The sequence below is a fragment of the Arcobacter sp. CECT 8985 genome, assembly GCF_004116495.1.
GTDB lineage: Bacteria > Campylobacterota > Campylobacteria > Campylobacterales > Arcobacteraceae > Malaciobacter.
The window spans coordinates 46,968-65,474 of sequence record NZ_PDKC01000013.1; the positions used below are offsets into that span (position 1 = coordinate 46,968).

At 25.0% G+C, this 18,507-nt stretch carries 14 protein-coding genes and 2 tRNA genes; 10 read left to right on the forward strand and 6 right to left on the reverse strand.

The window, feature by feature from the left end:
- Positions 1-2 precede the first annotated feature (2 nt).
- Genes CRU93_RS07345 through rsmH form a run of 3 tightly spaced genes read right to left on the reverse strand, consistent with a single transcriptional unit; the run spans position 3 to position 4,247 of the window.
- Positions 3-3,101: an efflux RND transporter permease subunit gene (locus tag CRU93_RS07345; protein ID WP_129103544.1), complete on the reverse strand. Its 3,099-nt coding sequence runs from the start codon at positions 3,099-3,101 to the stop codon at positions 3-5.
- The gene (locus CRU93_RS07350) at positions 3,098-3,352 is read right to left on the reverse strand and encodes a hypothetical protein (RefSeq protein ID WP_129103545.1); all 255 of its coding nucleotides are present in this window, start codon (positions 3,350-3,352) and stop codon (positions 3,098-3,100) included. The genes CRU93_RS07345 and CRU93_RS07350 overlap by 4 nt, the downstream gene beginning before the upstream one ends.
- Positions 3,345-4,247: a 16S rRNA (cytosine(1402)-N(4))-methyltransferase RsmH gene (rsmH, locus tag CRU93_RS07355; protein WP_129103546.1), complete on the reverse strand. Its 903-nt coding sequence runs from the start codon at positions 4,245-4,247 to the stop codon at positions 3,345-3,347. The genes CRU93_RS07350 and rsmH overlap by 8 nt, the downstream gene beginning before the upstream one ends.
- A gap of 61 nt (positions 4,248-4,308) precedes the next feature.
- On the opposite strand from rsmH, the gene CRU93_RS07360 reads away from it, so the two are divergent.
- The 5 genes from CRU93_RS07360 (at position 4,309) to CRU93_RS07380 (ending at position 6,766) form a co-directional block, all read left to right on the forward strand.
- Positions 4,309-4,887, forward strand: a complete 579-nt coding sequence (locus CRU93_RS07360; protein ID WP_129103547.1) for a class II aldolase and adducin N-terminal domain-containing protein — start codon at positions 4,309-4,311, stop codon at positions 4,885-4,887.
- A gap of 120 nt (positions 4,888-5,007) precedes the next feature.
- A complete protein-coding gene (locus CRU93_RS07365; RefSeq protein WP_129103548.1) occupies positions 5,008-5,286 on the forward strand; it encodes an HU family DNA-binding protein in 279 nt (92 codons plus the stop codon).
- A gap of 61 nt (positions 5,287-5,347) precedes the next feature.
- Positions 5,348-5,432, forward strand: a tRNA-Leu gene (locus CRU93_RS07370).
- 72 nt (positions 5,433-5,504) lie between these two features.
- Positions 5,505-6,623 carry a glycoside hydrolase family 3 N-terminal domain-containing protein gene (locus CRU93_RS07375; protein ID WP_129103549.1) on the forward strand — a complete coding sequence of 373 codons (1,119 nt, stop codon included), beginning with the start codon at positions 5,505-5,507 and terminating at the stop codon, positions 6,621-6,623.
- Positions 6,624-6,679: 56 nt separating this feature from the next.
- Positions 6,680-6,766: transfer RNA gene (locus tag CRU93_RS07380), tRNA-Leu, on the forward strand.
- Between the two features lie 16 nt (positions 6,767-6,782).
- Here CRU93_RS07380 and CRU93_RS07385 read toward each other — a convergent pair.
- Positions 6,783-9,266 carry an ABC transporter substrate binding protein gene (locus CRU93_RS07385; RefSeq protein ID WP_129103550.1) on the reverse strand — a complete coding sequence of 828 codons (2,484 nt, stop codon included), beginning with the start codon at positions 9,264-9,266 and terminating at the stop codon, positions 6,783-6,785.
- 148 nt (positions 9,267-9,414) lie between these two features.
- On the opposite strand from CRU93_RS07385, the gene CRU93_RS07390 reads away from it, so the two are divergent.
- Positions 9,415-12,786 (forward strand): diguanylate cyclase domain-containing protein, encoded by a 3,372-nt coding sequence (locus CRU93_RS07390; protein WP_129103551.1) that lies wholly within the window; start codon positions 9,415-9,417, stop codon positions 12,784-12,786.
- Positions 12,787-12,797: 11 nt separating this feature from the next.
- Here CRU93_RS07390 and CRU93_RS07395 read toward each other — a convergent pair whose 3' ends face one another.
- Positions 12,798-13,400, reverse strand: coding sequence for a TetR/AcrR family transcriptional regulator (locus CRU93_RS07395; RefSeq protein ID WP_129103552.1), 603 nt, complete (start codon positions 13,398-13,400; stop codon positions 12,798-12,800).
- 103 nt (positions 13,401-13,503) lie between these two features.
- Between CRU93_RS07395 and CRU93_RS07400 the strand changes: the two genes are divergently transcribed.
- Positions 13,504-14,604: an HlyD family secretion protein gene (locus CRU93_RS07400; protein ID WP_129103553.1), complete on the forward strand. Its 1,101-nt coding sequence runs from the start codon at positions 13,504-13,506 to the stop codon at positions 14,602-14,604.
- Between the two features lie 12 nt (positions 14,605-14,616).
- Positions 14,617-16,131 (forward strand): DHA2 family efflux MFS transporter permease subunit, encoded by a 1,515-nt coding sequence (locus tag CRU93_RS07405; protein WP_129103554.1) that lies wholly within the window; start codon positions 14,617-14,619, stop codon positions 16,129-16,131.
- 14 nt (positions 16,132-16,145) lie between these two features.
- On the opposite strand, the gene cptA is transcribed toward CRU93_RS07405, so the two are convergent.
- A complete protein-coding gene (cptA, locus tag CRU93_RS07410; RefSeq protein WP_129103555.1) occupies positions 16,146-17,852 on the reverse strand; it encodes a phosphoethanolamine transferase CptA in 1,707 nt (568 codons plus the stop codon).
- Between the two features lie 156 nt (positions 17,853-18,008).
- Here cptA and CRU93_RS14155 point away from each other — a divergent pair, with 156 nt between their 5' ends.
- Together CRU93_RS14155 and CRU93_RS07415 are read left to right on the forward strand one after the other, a co-directional pair.
- Positions 18,009-18,170, forward strand: coding sequence for a hypothetical protein (locus CRU93_RS14155; protein WP_164967645.1), 162 nt, complete (start codon positions 18,009-18,011; stop codon positions 18,168-18,170).
- An 89-nt stretch (positions 18,171-18,259) separates the two neighbouring features.
- The coding region (locus CRU93_RS07415) for a hypothetical protein (RefSeq protein WP_164967646.1) at positions 18,260-18,507 on the forward strand (248 nt) is incomplete at its 3' end.

Sequence of the window (18,507 nt, forward strand, 5' to 3'; positions counted from 1 at the left end):
AGTTATTCCTTACTCTGTTTATCTTTTAAATAAATTAATCTATACAACATAGGTACATAATATAGATTTAGAATTGTTGCCCACAATATACCAAAACCTAAAGCAATAGCCATTGGTTGAAGAACTAAAGCTTGTCCTGTAGGGAAAAATATCAAAGAGCTCAAACCCAAAACAGTTGTAATAGATGTAAGTAAAATTGGTCTTAACCTTAAAAGAGCATACTCTTCTAGTTGTTTTATTGATTTTGCTTTTTTAATAAAATCCATCATAATAATACCATCATTTACAATAACACCTGCAAGTCCAACAATACCAATAAGCCCTGGCATTGTTAGATTTATACCCATTATTAGATGCCCTACTAATACACCTAAAATAGAAAGAGGAATTGTACTTATTATAATAAGAGGTTTAACCATAGAATCAAACATCCATACAAGTGCTATAAATATAAGAATTATTGCAATAATAGCAGCTTCACTCATCTCTTTTTGAACTTTTGCATTCTCTTCTTGCTCACCTTTTATATTTATTATTACATCTTTTGATAACTTATTTAAAACAGGATTTAACTTTTCATATACATCTGAAGATGTAATTTTAAAAATAGAAGCTGTTACACTTGTAATTCTTTTGTTGTTCTCTTTAAATATTTGAGAATATGCAGGGATTTTTATAAAATCTGCAACCTCTTTTAAAAGAACTTTTTGTTTATTTGGTAAAGTTATCTCAAAATCATCTAGACTTGTAATTATATCTTTATGCAAACTTCTAAAAACAATCTCAATTATTCCTTTATCATCGAACATTTTAGAATAAGTAGCTTTTGCATAAAAAGGTTTTAATTGATCTAAAATCATCTTTTCATCAACACCAATTTGTTGTCCATATTTATTTACTTTAAATTTAAGTTCATAATTACCCAAAAGTGCATTGTCTGCAACATTTGAAACACCTTTTATAGTTGAAAGTTTCTCTTTTATCTTTTTTACTGCACGTTGAACAATCTCATTTTTTCCACTTACAGAGATTTCAATATCATTTTTTACTATTCCAGCTTTTGGAGTAAATACTTTTAAATCATCAAATTTAGAAGTATCCATATTTTTATTTATTATTTTTTTAATTTTCTCTTCTATTATTTGAGCACTTTGCTGTCTAATCATATCTGAATCATCATATTTTGGTGAAAGATAAGGATTTATATATTTGTCAAAAAAGTTTTGTGGTGCTCTTTCATGTAAGTTTACAAAAGTTTGAAAATAAAATTCTTCATTTATTGGCTGGTTTTTACCATCAAGCTTCATACCAATTACAGAAGTTATTGAACTTACTTCTGTTTTAGTATTTAACGTATCAAGTAGTAATTTTTCCACTTTTAGAACAATTTGTTCTGTTTGCTCTATTTTTTTTCCAACACCAACAGAACCATTTACATATATTTGTGTTGTATCAAATGTAGGTAAAAATTGAAACTTAATTGATTTAAAAAGTATAAATGTTGAAACAAAAATAAATACTACCATTAATATTAAAGTAACATACTTACCTCTTAATAAAAAGTGTAAAATCTTTGAGTATACTCTTTTATTAAAATCCCAGACTTTATGAGATTTTCTATCACTATTACTTACTTTTAATATCTGCATTGAGTGTAAGGGTAAAAATATAAATGCTTCAATAAGAGAAGATAGAAGAAGTACAGTAATCATAATAGGAAGAATTTGCATAAATTTTCCAGTCTCTCCACTCATTATCAAAATAGGCAAAAATGCAAAAATTGTAGTTGCTGTTGCAGTCAAAACAGCTGGATACATTTCATATGCCCCATCACGAGCAGCCTCAAATCTACTTTTTCCCATTTCCATATGTCTATAGATATTCTCCCCTACTACAATTGCTTCATCAACTAACATTCCCAATGCAATCAATGCACCAAGTAATGAAATCATATTTAAACTATAGCCTAAGTATTGTGCACCTATTAATCCTATCATAAAAGAAGTTGGAATTCCTATTGCAATAACTATTGCAATTCTTACATTAATAAAAAATAATAATGCAGTAAAAAGAAGTATTAATCCAAACATAATATTTGAAACAACAGTATTCAATCTATTTTTAATCCAAATAGATGTATCAATATATGTATCAAACTCTATATCAGGATAAATTTTTTCATAATCTTTAGTAATTTGTTTTATCTTTTTAACAAGTTCAATTGAATCACCTTCATACCCCTTATTTACTCCAATTGCAATATTTCTTTTTGCATCATAATGGGAGATACTTGAAACATCTTCAAACTTATACTTAACAGTTGCTATATCATGAAGGTATATCTTTTTATCATCAATTTTTAAAATAATATTTTTTATATTATTTATGTCTTTTTCACCATTAAAAGTACTTAAATAGTAGTGTCTTTTTGTATCTTTTATAATACCAACTGGAAAAATAGAACTTATTTTCGAAACTGCATTTACAACATCAACTTTACTAAGATTTAATGCTTTAATTTTTTCTTCATTAAAAATAACAACTAATTGCTTATCTGTTTTACTAAATACTGTAACTTCTGATAAATCTTTTAATTGCATAATTGTAGATTTTACATCATCTGCAATATCAAGAAGTTGTTCTTTTGTTCTTTTATTGTCTTTTGAAAATAGTGAGACTGTAATCAAAGGAAAAGTATATTCCATAGTCTTTACAGTTGGTTCATCCATATCTGTAGGAAGATTTGTTTTTACTTGAGTAATTATATCTTTTACATCATCAACTACTAAATTTGGATTTTCTCCATCTTTTAAATCAACTTGAATTGTAAAAAAACCATTTTTAATAGTAGAGCTTATCTTTTTTGCTTCACTCAAACCAAGAAGTTCATCTTCTATATCCTCTACTGCTATTTTATCAAGTAAATCTGAACTTGCTCCTGTATAAGATCCATTTATTATGACTGCATCAAGTCTTGCTGGGGGAAATATCTCTTTTGAAATATTTAAGTATGAAAAGATTGATAGAGTAAATAAAAAAAACAGTAACATATGATTTAAAACTGGTTTTCTTAAAAAAAACTCTATCAAGGACTTTATCATTTTTTCTCTTCTAGTGATTTTATGATTAAAGAATCAACAATTTGGTTTTTAAATTTCATATCTTCCAATTGTTGAGCCAAGAATTTATTTTCCTCTTTTAGCGAGATATAATGTGCATATAATTTATTTACATCTTTACTTACATAATATATATTATTTCTCAAATATATTTTTGGCACATATAATACAAGAGTAATTATTAACATTGAAAATGCAATAATCAATGAATTCTTAGCATTAAGTTTAATCAAATTTGAAAATCCTTAACTTTGAACTTCTGCTTCTAGGATTTTGTTTTATCTCATCTTTTGTAGGAATTATTGGTTTTTTTGTAATAACTTTTCCCAAAGCATGATCATTCCCACAAGTACATTTAAATGCTTCAGGTGGACAAATACAAGATTTAGTCCATTTTTTAAAAACTTTTTTAACTATTCTATCTTCTAATGAGTGAAAAGAGATTATACCAATAATGCAATCTTTTGGTTTTATTTCTTCAATTGAATCAAATAATCTTTTTAATACACCCAATTCATCATTTACTTCTATTCTTATTGCTTGAAAAGGAAGTGTTGCTGGGTGAATTTTACCTTTGTGCATTTTTTTTGATAAAAACTCTGCAAGCTCTTTTGATGAATTAAAAGGTCTATTATTTACAATTAATGATGCAACTTTTTTATATTCTCGAACTTCGCCATACTCTTTAAATATTTTTTCTAAATCTTCTAATGAATAATTATTTACAACAGTACTTGCATCTAAGTCTTGTGTTTGATCCATTCTCATATCTAAAGTATCACTTTCAAATCCAAAACCTCTTTGAAGTTTATCTAATTGTAAAGAAGATACTCCAATATCAGCTAAAATACCTTTTATATTGTAATCTTTAAATTTATTTAAAACATGTTCAAAGTTACCTTTATTAAAAATAACTCTGTCTTTAAAATCTTTTAATCTTTCTTTTGAGAAAGCCAAAGCTTCGTCATCTTGGTCATTACATATAAGTTTTATATTTTTATTTTGAGAAATTAAGCCAAAGCTGTGTCCAGCAAAGCCTGTAGTACAATCTATTATATATCCGTCATCTATATCTTTAAAAGCCTCAAGGGTTTCTTCATATAAGACAGGAACGTGTGGAACATCCATTAAAAAGGTCCTTATTAAATTTTATATATAATACCTAAATTTTGATTTAAGGTATTTTAAAATGACAGATAAAAATGTAGTTGACTTATTAAGTAAACTTTCTCTTACAATGTTTAGAAAAAACTTTTTCGGTATTTATCATGGTGCAATATCTGCAAAAGTTGACCATAATTCATTTATTATAAATACATCTGATGCTATCTTTGATGAGATGAGTGAAAAATCATTTTGTCATTTAAGTACAACAAAACAAGACTATAGATGGAATGAAGCAAGTATTGAGGCATATATTCATGCAACAATATATAATAATATACATGAAGCAAAATATATAGCATTTGGAATGCCAATTTTTACAACTGCATATACACTTGATCATGACAAGATAATATTTGATGATTATTTTGGAAGAATAACATTTGGTGAAATAGATGTTATTGATCCTGGAGATTATAGTACATGGTATGATAGAAATGCACTTGAAGTTACTAAATATCTAAAAGAGAACAATACAAGAATTATGGTAATAAAAGGTGTAGGTACATATGTATATGATAGAGATATAAATGAACTTGTAAAAAGAGTTGCCATCTTAGAAAATAGTTGTAGATTAATAAATATTAGAGCTTCATATAGCTAATTTCTAATATTTTTCTTAAATATTAAACTATAAACCCCAATTCATGGCTACTTTTAGCTATTTTAAAGGTTAAATACTATAAAGTTTGATAACATTTTAATTTAAACAAGGAGTTCTTCTATGAACAAGGCTGAATTTATAGACGCAGTAGCTACAAAAGCTGGTTTATCAAAAAAAGATGCAAAAAATTCTGTTGACGCAGTATTAGATACAATTACTGAGACTTTAGTTAAAAAAGATTCTGTAAGTTTTATCGGATTTGGAACATTTACTACTTCTGACAGAGCACAAAGAACTGCAAAAGTTCCAGGAACTGACAGAACAGTTACTGTACCTGCTACTACAGTTGCAAAATTTAAAGTTGGTAAAGCTTTAAAAGAAGCAGTTGCTGGTAAATAATCTCTTCATCTTTAATCCTATCCTATAATGGGATAGGATTTTTTTATGTCTAAAAATCAATGCCCGTGTGGTGAAACTGGTAAACACGTTGGATTCAAAATCCAATGACCTAGGTCTTGTCGGTTCGAGTCCGACCACGGGTACCACTACATAAGTTACTCTATTATAACATATAACTTGATACAATATCAAACACTTTAAATACAAATGGAAATTGTATGAAAAAACTATCAATAATTATTATGTTTATTCTTGTTTTTTTGCAAAGTTTTGCTTTTGCAAATAACTCAATTGATGAAAATACTTTAAAAAAAATGATAGGTAAAATGCTAATAGTTGGTTTCAATGAAAGTAAAATCAATGAAAAAAGTAAAATTGTAAAAGATATAAAAAAATACAATTTAGGAGGAGTTATACTATTTGATAGATATTATAATAATAAAGATAAAATCAAAAATATATCTTCACTAAAACAGCTGAAAGAATTGACAACTACTTTACAAAATATATCAAAAGAACCTCTAATTATCTCAATTGATCAAGAAGGTGGTAAAGTTGCAAGACTTAAAGAAAATATTGGTTTTATAAAAACACTAAGTGCAAAAGATATAGCTTCAAATAGCTTAGAAAATGCAACTATTACTTATGATAAACTAGCTAAGAATTTAAGAGATATTGGAATAAACTGCAATTTTGCTCCTGTTGTTGATTTAAGTATTGAGCCTAAAAACTATGTAATAAATCAACTACATAGATCATATGGAAAAAACCCTATAAAAGTATCAAAATATGCACAAACTTTTATAAGTTCACTTGAAAAACAAAAAATTATAAGTACCTTAAAACATTTTCCAGGACATGGCTCTTCTACAACTGATTCACACAAAGGATTTGTTGATGTATCAAATACATGGAAAGAAAAAGAGCTTATTCCTTACAAACAAATACTTAAAAATAGCAATAAATCTATGATGATTATGACAGCTCATGTATTTAATAAAAACTTAGACTCAAAATACCCAGCAACACTTTCAAAAAAGGTAAATACTCAATTATTAAGAAATAAACTTAACTATAAAGGTGTAATAATAAGTGATGATATGCAAATGAAAGCTATCTCAAGTCATTATTCCCTTGAAAAAAGTGTAGTTTTAGCAATAAATAGTGGAGTAGATATTTTACTTTTTGGAAACCAACTTGATTATATAAGTACAGATAAAATTATAAATACTATTTACAAAAATATTAAAAACCATAATATTTCAATACAAAAGATAGTTTTAGCAAATAAAAGAATAGATACATTAAAATCTACAATAAAAACACCTAGTTTTTAACTTATCAAATAAACTTTTAAGCCTTTTTTCGACACAATTTCAGACTTAAAAGAGAAGCCGCTATGGAGAAATTGGTAGACTCGAGAGATTCAAAATCTCTTTTCAGCAATGAAGTGTCGGTTCAAGTCCGACTAGCGGTACCATTGTTATATTACTATATTAAAAATCTTTAAACTTCTCTCTAATTTCCAAAAATTCATCCAAGTTATCAAAAAAGATATCTATTAATTTTGGATCAAAATGTTTTGCTTTTTCTTTTCTAAATAGTTCAAATATTTTTTCATCTTCCCATGCATTTTTATAACATCTGCTACTTCCTAAAGCATCAAATACATCTGCCACAGCTGTTATTCTTCCATAAATATGAATATTTTCTTCTTTTAATCCTCTTGGATAACCAGAACCATTCCATTTCTCTTGATGTTCATGTGCTACAATTGCTGCTGCTTTTAATATAGGTCTATCTGAACCTTTTAACATTTCATAACCTATTGTTGTATGAGTTTTCATTATTTCAAACTCTTCTTCTGTTAATTTTCCAGGCTTTTTCAAAATTGCATCTGAAATTGCAACTTTTCCTATATCGTGCATTGGACTTGCTTGTCTTAATATCTCTGCTTCTTTCTCAGATAAACCATATTTTAAAGCTAATATTTTTGAATATTCTGCAACTCTTTTAACATGATTTCCAGTCTCTTTAGAACGAACTTCTGCAATAGCACCCATTCTAAAAACTACTTCTTTTTGAGTATCAGATATTTCTATATTTAGATTTTCTATTTCATTTTTTGCTTTTTCAATCTGTTTTTTTGTAGTTATATCTTGAAAAATAGTTGTATAGTTAACAAAATCACCATTTTTATCATATTCTGGTGTTATAATAACATATAAATAAATAAGCTCACCAGACTTACTTCTATTTAATAACTCTCCTTGCCAAATCTTTTTATTTTTTATAGTCTTATCTAAATCATCATGTACTTTCTCATCAATTAATCCTTCAGCTAAAAATGTATAATTTTTCCCTATTAATTCATCTTCAGCATATCCAAAAGTTTGACAAAATGCTTTACTTACATAAAATATTTTCCCTTCACTATCTGTTTTTGCAATAATTACATTCTTATCTAGAGTTTTAAGCATTCTATTTAATTCATATGATAAAGATTTTGATTCTGTAATATCAAAAATTGCACCAACTATTCCACCTACTTGTCCATCTTCATAAAATAGATTTTTGTAAAGTATTAAATCTTTTTTACTATTATTAATCTCAATAGAAATTTCATACTCTTCTATTTGTTTTTTATCAAGTAAAATATTATCTTTTTCATCAATAAGTTCTGCTGTTTTTTTATTTATTAAATCTGATGATTTTTTGTTTATAACTTTTTCTCTTGGTAAGCCAACCATCTCTTCAAATGCTTTATTACAGCCAATAAACTCTTTATTTGTATTTTTATAATAAATAGGAGTATTTACATTATCAATTAAGTTTTGTTGAAAAGTTAATTGTTTTCGGATTTTTATTTCTGCTTTTTTTCTTTTATTTATATTTAAAAGTAAAATAATTATAAAAATAATCATCATTATAAAAAGTACAATCGTTGATACTATCTCTTTAAAATATATTTCAAAGGGTGAGAGTTCTTTATTTAAAAAAATACTGCCTGAAGGAAGTATTTTTTCATCAATATTAAATTTTTTTATTTGATTATAATCAAAAATATAATTATTAGGACTCTCGTATATAGAACTCATATCTTTTACATTAGAACCATCAAGGATTCTTTTTGCCAAATTTGCTGCTGTTTTACCTTGAGAAAAACCTGTAATCATATATCCACCAATAATATTTTTGCCTAAAAGACCTTTTGAAGTAGTATATATTGGAACTTTTACATTTTTATTTAGAAGTTTTTTCAATGAAAAATGATCTAAAAATTTATTATCTTCTGTTTTAAAATATGTATTATGTAAAATTACACTATTTGAAGTTAAATTTTTTAATTTATTAAGTAATTGTTTCATTGTTAGCTTGTCTAAAAATTCAAACTTTAAATTTTTGTTTTCATAATTTTTTATAATCCCTTGCATCTGTTTTTTTACAGTTTTTCCTGTAGTTGTTGAATCAATTAAATTATATATTGTTTTTACATTTGGATGAAGTTTTAATATCAAATCATAATTTGCTTTTAAATCTGTTTCCTCACTAACTCCTACAAAGTTATCATATCCTTCAAGTTGCTCTTTTTTAAGGTAATTTACTCCACAAAAAACTACAGGCACTTCTTTGAATAAAGTAGAGTTATATTTTTTCAAAAAATTAAAAGCATTATTATCTGAAGCAAGGATTATGTCAAATTTTATATTTTTATATTTTTCTTTATAAATATTTTTTAGATTACTATAATGTTCTGATGAACTAAATCTTTTAGTGTCCATATACTCAATATAAATATCATACTTATCTGGATCATCAAATACGAAACGCATTCCTCTATTTATCTCTTGAGTCCATATTGAAGATGGATGATAAGAGTGAAGAAACAACACATTTGACTTATTATGCTCTTGAGCAAATAATGAGCTAACAAAAAAAACAAAAAGTAAAAAAAACTTTATAAAAATATATTTTTGCATTTAATACTCCAAATATTTAATATTTAAGTATATCAAATTATTAATAAAAAAGAATTTTGTCATATTTTGTTATATTTAAAAAGCAAAAATATTCTAATAACACCTTTTTTTTAGGTATCATATATAAAATTTTTATAAAGATTAAAAAATGAAAAATACTTTTTTAAAGATAGTTTTTATAATTACTGCTTTTTCTCTTAACTTATTAGCTTTAGAAAAAGTAACATTAAACCTAAAATGGTTTCATCAATTTCAATTTGCAGGATATTATATAGCAAAAGAGAAAGGTTTTTATGAAGATGTAGGATTAGATGTAAAAATAGAACAAAGAGATATAAAAGAAAATTATATAGAAAAGATTATGGAAAAAGAAGCTTACTATGGTATTGCTGATTCAATAATTTTATTATATAAATCAAGAGATAATCCTATTATACTTTTATCAACTGTATTCCAACACTCACCAAATATTTTAATTTCATTAAAAAATAATGTAGATTCTCCTTATAAATTAAATAATAAAAAAATACTTTTTTATGAAAAAGATATAGATGGCTTTTCTATATTAGCATTGTTAAAAAAATTAAACATAAACCCAAATTTAATCAGAAAAATAGGCAATAAAGCCTATACCGAACTATTAAATGATACAGTAGATGCAATTCCTGCATATATTTCAAATGAACCTTATTATTTCAAAAAAAGAAACATTCCAATACATATAATAAATCCTGCAAATTATGGTTTTGATTTTTATGGTGATATGATATTTACAAGTAGAAAAGAAGCAATAAATCATCCTTTAAGAGCTGAAAAGTTTAAAGAAGCATCGTTAAAAGGATGGAAATATGCACTAAAACATAAAGAAGAAGTTATAAAATTAATTCATGACAAATATGCAAAAAATATAAGTATAGAGCATTTACGATTTGAAGCAAATGCTATAGATAAGTTAATTTCAATGGATACGACTCCCTTAGGAACATTAGATGAAGGTAGATTAAAATATATAAATAATTTTCTTAAAGAGTATTCTAATAAAAAAATAAATAATTTAAATTTAGAAAAATTTTTATTTAAAGGTAATAAAAACTTTTTCAATTTTTCAAAAGAAGAATTAAAATATTTAAAAGAACATCCAACTTTAAATGTCCAAAGTCTTAAAGATTTTCCACCATTTAATTTTATTGAGAATAATGTACCAAAAGGATTTTTAATAGATTACTTCAATTATGTAACAAATCTAACTGGAATAAAATTTAACTTTAAAAGAAGTCTATCTTGGGATAAATATCAAGAAATGATAAGAAATAAAGAAGTTGATATTATTCCAAATATTGCAATAACAAATAAAAGAAAAAAGTTTATAACGTATAGTGATTTTAGCCACATAAGATATACTCCTGCTATTGTAAGTAATAAAAATGCACAATCAATACATAATATAAAAGAAATTAGTGATAGTAATAAAATTATTGCAATTTTAAATAGTTCATTTTTACAAAAAGTTTTGAAAAATCAATATCCAGAATTAAATTTATTAGCAGTCTCTTCATCACAAAAAGCAATTGAAATGGTTTTAGAAAATAGAGCTGATTTTGCAATAGGTAATATATCTACTCTTAACTATATAATTCAAAAAAATTGGTATACCAATCTTAAAACAACAAAACTACAATCTAAATATATTCCTTCATATATTAATTTACATATGGGATATGAAAAAGGTAATGAAATATTAAAATCAATTTTTGAAAAAATTGATAAAAAAATACCCTCTTCAAAAATAGATATGCTATTAAATAAATGGTCTAAAATAGATACTGAAAAAACAAGATTTAAACTAACAAATGAGGAAAAACTTTATCTTTTGAAAAAGAAAAAAATTAATTTTTGTATTGATCCTGAATGGATGCCTTTTGAAAAGATAAAAGATAATAAAGTATTTGGTATGACATCAGAATATATTAATTATTTTGAAGAAAAATTGAATATTCCTTTTAATCTAATAAAAACAAAAGATTGGACACAAACATTAGAATTTTTGAAAAAAAGAAAATGTGATTTATCACCAGCTATTATCAATGAAAAAGAAAGAAGAGATTATCTAGATTTTACAAAAAAATATTTAACTTATCCATTGGTTCTAGCCACAAGATTAGAAGAACAATTTATAAACAATCTACCAAGTGCATATGATAAAAAAGTTGGTTATATAAAAAACTATGCTTATATTAATGCTTTAAAAAACAAATACCCTAAAATAAAATTTGTAGAGGTAAAATCAATAAAAGATGGTCTTCAAAAAGTAAAAAATAAAAAAATATTTGGATTTGCTGAAATACTTCCAACTATTGGATACTATATACAAAAAGATTATTTTGGAGAGTTAAAAGTATCAGGAAAATTTAATAATAACTGGGGTTATTCAATAGGAACAAGAAATGATGAACCATTGTTACACTCAATTATGAATAAGGTTATCAGCAATATTTCAAAACAAAAGCAAGAGAACTTTTACAAAGATTGGATTTCTGTAAAATATGAAGATACAATTGATTATAAAAAAGTTATTATCATTAGTAGTATTTTATTAGTGATTATTATTATAATTTCTTTAAAAAATAGAACTATCCATAAAATAAATGTAAAAATGCAAAAATACATTGACATTATTGATAATCATGTAATTATTTCAAGTACTGATACAAAAGGAAATATAACTTATGTATCAAAAGCATTTTTAGATATTAGTCAGTATACAAAAGAAGAACTAATTGGTAAAAACCATAATATTGTTAGACATCCAGATACAAATAACAGCTTATTTGAAGACTTGTGGAGAACAATAAAATCTGGGAAAGAGTGGAGAGGTGAAATAAAAAACAAGAAAAAAGATGGTGGATATTTTTGGACTTATTCAGTTATAACTCCAGAGTATGATGAAAAAGGTAAAATAAAAGCATATACTGCAATTAGAGAAAATATCACTGACAAAAAAAGAATTGAAGAAATATCTATAACTGATGGATTAACAAATATTTATAACAGACGATATTTTAATGATGTTCTACCTACTTTTATTAATAATGCAAAACGATATGATGAAATTTTTACATTTGTTATTATGGATATTGATTACTTTAAACAATACAATGATAACTATGGACATCAAAAAGGAGATTATGCTTTAATTCAAATTTCTACTTTATTAAAAGAGTATATGCGTAGAGCTGATGATTATGCTTTTAGACTTGGTGGAGAAGAGTTTGGATTATTATATAAATCAAAAAATATTTCTAGTGCAAAAGAGTTTGCAAAAGATATTATTTTTGCAATTGAAAATTTAAAAATAATACATGAACATAGCAATACTTCAAAATATATAACTGTTTCAGCTGGTGCTAGTTGTCAACATGCAAAAGATAGTCAAGATATAGAAACTTTATATAAACAAACTGATGAATTGTTATATAAAGCAAAAGAGAGTGGAAGAAATAAAATTATTTTTAATCAATAAAAGTTATGAAATTAACTTTTTTTAATAATACCATTTAAATATATTTCAACTGCACCTTTAATATATTTTTTCAACTCTTTTTCAGTTGGTCTTTTTTTCAATCCTAATAAAACTTTTAAATGAATATTACTTCTTAACATTCCAATAAAGTAATCTATATGCCATTCATCAACAGGTCTATCATCATCAAAATATTCAGAATTTGCTAAAATTCCTCTTAATATTTCACTTCCTTTTTTAGGTCCATTATCAAAAAATATTTTACCTAACTCAGGAAATCTTGCAGTTTCAGTTAAAATAACCTTAAATACTCCTACCATCTTTGGTTGCATATATGTATTCATCAAAGTAAAGCCAAAATGTACTAGATTATCTCTTAAATCTTTACTTTCAAATTTTTCTTTTTCTAAGATTTTAATAACTTGATTTGTATTTGTAATAATTAGCTCTTTAAATATACCTTCTTTATTTGAGAACTCATTATATAATGTTCTTTTTGAGCAACCTACTTCTTTTGTAATTTCATCTAATGAAGTTGCCATATATCCATTTGTATAAAAACAAGCTGCTGCTGCATCTAATATTTCAATCTTTCTTTGTTCTTTTTTAGTCATCAGTTAACCTACTTAATTTTATTGTAATTATTATAATTAAGGGTTTCTTAAAATCCTATTTGGTACTGTACGGTACCGTTTTATATTTCAAAAAAGGACATTAATGTTAAAAGAGAAAAGAAAAAAATATCTTCTTACATTTTTTATAATACTAATAATAGTAATAATCACATATTTCGCATATACCTTTATATACAGTTCAAAAACTATTTCAACAGAAAATGCATATACAAAAGCAGATGTTGCACAAGTTATACCAAAAATAAATGCTCCTGTAAAACAAGTTAATGTTATTGATACACAATATGTTAAAAAAGGTGCACCTTTAATTATTTTAGATGATAAAGATGTAAAAATAAAATTAGATATTGCAAAAGCAAATTTAGAAGAGACAAAAAGAGAAGTTGCAAAACTGATAAGTAATGATAATGAATTTTCAAAAAAAATAAATCTTGATAACTCAAAAATAAATCTTTTAAAAGCTACAATAGAAAAGTCACATATTGAATTTCTAAAAGCTAAAAAAGATTTATTAAGATATAAAAAATTATTAAAAACAAAATCGGTTTCACAACAAAGATTTGATGATATTAAACTTTCATATGATAATGCTAAAAAAACATGGGAAGAAGCAAAATTAAACTTGAAAAGTGCAATTACATCAAAAACAGTAACAAAAGCACAAAAAGAATCAAATTTACAATTGATAAAAGATAAAAAAGTTGAAACAAATCCAAAAGTTTTAAAAGCAAAAGCAGAATATGAAAAAGCTTTACTAGATATGAGAAGAACAATAATAAAAGCTCCTATTTCAGGTATTATTACACAAAAAAATGTAAAAATTGGACAATATGTAAATACAAATAGTCAACTTCTTACAATAGTTCCAATAGATAAAGTTTATGTAGATGCAAACTTTAAAGAAAGTAAATTAGAAGATGTTAAAATTGGACAAAATGTTGATTTATACTCTGATTTGTATGGTAGCAATGTAATTTATCATGGTACAGTTGAAGGGATTTCAAGTTCAACAGGTTCTGAGTTATCTATGATTCCAGCACAAAATGCAACAGGAAACTGGATTAAAGTTGTTCAAAGACTTCCTATTAGAATCAAACTAAATAAGCAAGAACTTTCAAAAAAACCATTATATACTGGTTTATCAATGCATGTTCAGATTTTTTTAGATAATAATTCTAAATAATCGGATACTAAAATGCAAGAACGATATCCAGCATTACAAGGAATTGCTTTAGTTATAGGAGCATTTATCTTATCATTTGGTAACTTCATTGTAGTTTTAGATACAACAATTACAAATGTTGCTATTCCTACAATATCAGGTGATTTAGGTGTTTCTACAACTCAAGGAACATGGGTTATTACCACTTATGCAGTAGCTGAAGCAATTACAGTTCCATTAACAGGATGGTTAAGTAAACAGTTTGGTGAAGTTAGAGTCTTTTTATTTTCAGTAATTGGTTTTGTTATATTTTCTACACTTTGTGGTCTATCTAGTTCATTAGAATTTTTAATAATATTTAGAATATTTCAAGGTTTAACAGCAGGTCCAATTATTCCACTTTCTGCAACATTATTATTATCAATTTTTCCAAAAGATAAATCAAATGTTGCTATGGCAATTTGGGGAATGATGACTGTTGTAGCTCCAATTTTTGGGCCAATATTAGGTGGATATATAGCAGATAATTGGCACTGGGCATGGATTTTTTATATTAATATATTTTTTGGAGTTATTTTAATTATTGGAACAATTTTTATCTTAAAAGGTAGAGAAACACAAATAACTAAAACAAGAATTGATTATATTGGTTTAATTCTATTAATTATATTTGTTAGTTCTTTTCAAATTATGCTTGATAAGGGTAGAGAACTAGATTGGTTTCAATCAACATATATTACAACTTGTGCAATAATAGCTTTAATTTCATTTATTTTATTTGTAATTTGGGAATTAACAGATGAGCACCCTATTTTAGATTTGAGTGTTGTAAAGTCTAAAAATTGGACAATCTCTACTTTAATTCTTAGTTTTACTTTTGCAGTATTTTTTGGAAATGTACTAATAAGTCCATTGTGGTTACAAAAAATCATGGGATATACAGCAACTTGGTCTGGACTTGCAGTGGCTCCAATTGGTATATTAGCAGTAATAACTTCACCAATTGTAGGAAATTTATTGCCCAAAATAGATTCAAGATATATTGTTATTTATGGTTTAGTAGTTATTGCTTTTTCTTTTTATTTAAGAGCACTTTTAAATACAGATGCAACTTATATGTCTGTAGCAATTCCTACATTTATTTTAGGAGCAGGAATTCCAGCTTGTATGATTACTCTAACCTCATTAGGGATTTCAGAATTAAAGCCACAACAAATAACGAGTGGAGCAGGACTACAAAACTTTTTAAGAATTATGGCTATGGCCATAGGTTCATCAACAAGCCAAACATACTGGGAACATATGCAAAAAGTTAATAGAGTTGAACTTATAAATGCACAAAGTTATATAAGTAGCATTGATAAAATCAAAGATTTAAATCCAAGCCTTTCAACTCAAGGTGCATATGCTTACTTTTCTAACTTAATACAAAAGCAAGCAGTCATGCTTGCAACAAATGATTTTTATGCAATTGGAGCAGTTTTAATTTTACTTTTTGCAGGATTAGCAATCTTTTTAAATCCCTTACATAAAAAAGAAGCAGTTTAAAACTACTTCTTTTTTTATGACTGAATCTTTATTTTTTTATAGACAAATGGCTTTTTAATTAAATCTCTTAATGTTTTTTTATTTGTTGGATCTCCAATTAAAACAGGATGTTGAACAAACTTATCACTAATAATACTTTTTGATAAATCTAAACTATCATACTTTAATTTTGCAAAATCACTAAATGTATATAATAAATCAGCTGAAGTGAAATATCTTTTTGTTAATGATTTTAATTTTTTATAATTATTATTTTCTTTATATTTTTCATTTCCATATAAAATAAAAGGAATTGTATACATTGCCTTTGTTGGAGCATATTCATTTCTTCCCATTTTCTTTTTATCAATATCATCAAAAACCTCTTCTCCATGATCAGAAAGATATAGTAATGAGGCAGTTGTTTTTTCATTTTTTACACTCTTTATTAAGTTTGAAACTACATAATCATTATAATATACTGCATTATCATAAGCATTATAACTCTCAGTCTCTTTTTCATTTAATTTATCTGAGACTTTTCTATTTGTAAATTTATTAAAATTATCTGGATATCGATAATCATATCTTGAATGAGTACCTAACAAATGAACTACAATAAATTTCTTTTTAACTTTTTTATCTGCCAATACCTTTTTAAAAGGTTTTAAAACCACTTCATCATAAGAAGAACTATTTTGTCTTCTATTATTATTTAAATATACTTGGTGATCTGCTATTTTAGAAAAAGTTGTAAGCATTGTATTTCTTTTAGTTTGTGTTTGTTGATTTGTAATCCAATAAGTTTCATACCCTGCTTGTTTCATTATATTAATTATATTAACTTTTTTCAAATACATATCAGGATGTAATTCATCTCCAAAAGTCAATGCTTGCTCTAATACTTCAATTGTATAAGGTCTTGGAGAATATACATTTTTAAATACAATTAAATCATCTTTCATTTTATCAAGATTTGGCGTAGTATCTCTTTTATAACCATAAAGGCTCATTCTATTTCTATCAGTTGACTCACCAATTACAAGAACTACTGTATTAACACTTGGACTATTATCTACTAAGTTTTTAACAGGAGGAAGTGTACTATTTTTACTTAAAAGTTTTTCCATATTATCCAAGACTTTTTTATAACTAACATAACCAAAGACTATATTCCAAGGTGTTGCACATTGCATTTTTGTCATTTGTCTTTCTATTGAACTATCAAAATTAGAATTTCCCAAAACATAACTTTTAGCAAATGACTCTGATGCTATTAATAAAAGAATAGGTATTAGAATAATTTTCCCAGTTAACTTAATACTAATATTAGATAATTTCTTCCATATAATATATCCAATCAAAGTATAAATAATAAAAAATGGAATCATCCACCAAGAAAAATATGTATGTAGAAATTCATTTGATTCTACAATATTTGATTCAAATATTATATATATAACACTTTGAGAAAACTCTTGTTTATAAATCAAAAAATAAAATAGGCTAGGCAAAGAGGCTAACCATAAAAAAACTCCAATTACAAATGCAATTTTTTTAGAATGCTTTTGAAATATTAAAATTGGAATTAACCAAATTAATGTGTAATAAAATGAATTTCTTAATCCAACAAAACCAGAAACATTAAATAAAAAACACAAACTTTGATAAACAGCTGTAAAATAAAAAAAAAATAGTTGATACTTAAAAAGCATCAAAAAAGTGGATTTCTTTGTTCTCATAAACTTCCTTAATTATAAAATATTTTGAAAGTTTATATTTATTAAGTGAATGAAGGGTGAATAAAATATGAATATAATATGAACTTCAATTTTAATGTTATAATTACAAAACCTAATTAGAGTTTTGATAAACTAAAATAAAACAAAAGAGAAGATATGCTAAATAAAATTAAAAATATATTCAAGAAAAAAACTTTTCCATGTATTGTTTGGGATGGTAAATGTATGAAATACTTAGACTTAACACAAGAAAGAATTGATGAAATAAACAATAATCCAAAATACAAAGACTGGTCAGTAACTATAAATGAAAAATAATTACTTAATTATTATTTTTGTTTTATTTTGTTAAAATTTTATAATATTTTATAAAAAATATGTTTTATACCATATAAAGGTTTTAATAAATGAAAAAAGACAATTTTGATTTAGCTGATTTTTTAGATGAAGAAGAAGTAATATTCCTAAAAGAAAAACATAAAATTCTTCTTTTAAATAAAGATAAAATAAAAGCTTTTTTTAAAAGTAATGCAAGTTTAAAAGAACAAATAATAAAAATAAAAGAAGATCTTGATTTAAATATATCAGTGTTTACATATAGAAATTTTTTATTAAAATACTTCAAAAAAAGCTATGAACTACATAACATTAATAA

Coding starts and splice junctions, on each gene's coding strand:
- CRU93_RS07390 (WP_129103551.1), top strand. CDS start 9,415: ATGAAAAATACTTTTTTAAAGATAGTTTTTATAATTACTGCTTTTTCT.
- rsmH (WP_129103546.1), bottom strand. CDS start 4,247: ATGGATGTTCCACACGTTCCTGTCTTATATGAAGAAACCCTTGAGGCT.
- CRU93_RS14155 (WP_164967645.1), top strand. CDS start 18,009: ATGCTAAATAAAATTAAAAATATATTCAAGAAAAAAACTTTTCCATGT.
- CRU93_RS07400 (WP_129103553.1), top strand. CDS start 13,504: ATGTTAAAAGAGAAAAGAAAAAAATATCTTCTTACATTTTTTATAATA.
- CRU93_RS07385 (WP_129103550.1), bottom strand. CDS start 9,266: ATGCAAAAATATATTTTTATAAAGTTTTTTTTACTTTTTGTTTTTTTT.
- CRU93_RS07365 (WP_129103548.1), top strand. CDS start 5,008: ATGAACAAGGCTGAATTTATAGACGCAGTAGCTACAAAAGCTGGTTTA.
- CRU93_RS07405 (WP_129103554.1), top strand. CDS start 14,617: ATGCAAGAACGATATCCAGCATTACAAGGAATTGCTTTAGTTATAGGA.
- CRU93_RS07360 (WP_129103547.1), top strand. CDS start 4,309: ATGACAGATAAAAATGTAGTTGACTTATTAAGTAAACTTTCTCTTACA.
- cptA (WP_129103555.1), bottom strand. CDS start 17,852: ATGAGAACAAAGAAATCCACTTTTTTGATGCTTTTTAAGTATCAACTA.
- CRU93_RS07395 (WP_129103552.1), bottom strand. CDS start 13,400: ATGACTAAAAAAGAACAAAGAAAGATTGAAATATTAGATGCAGCAGCA.
- CRU93_RS07375 (WP_129103549.1), top strand. CDS start 5,505: ATGAAAAAACTATCAATAATTATTATGTTTATTCTTGTTTTTTTGCAA.
- CRU93_RS07345 (WP_129103544.1), bottom strand. CDS start 3,101: ATGATAAAGTCCTTGATAGAGTTTTTTTTAAGAAAACCAGTTTTAAAT.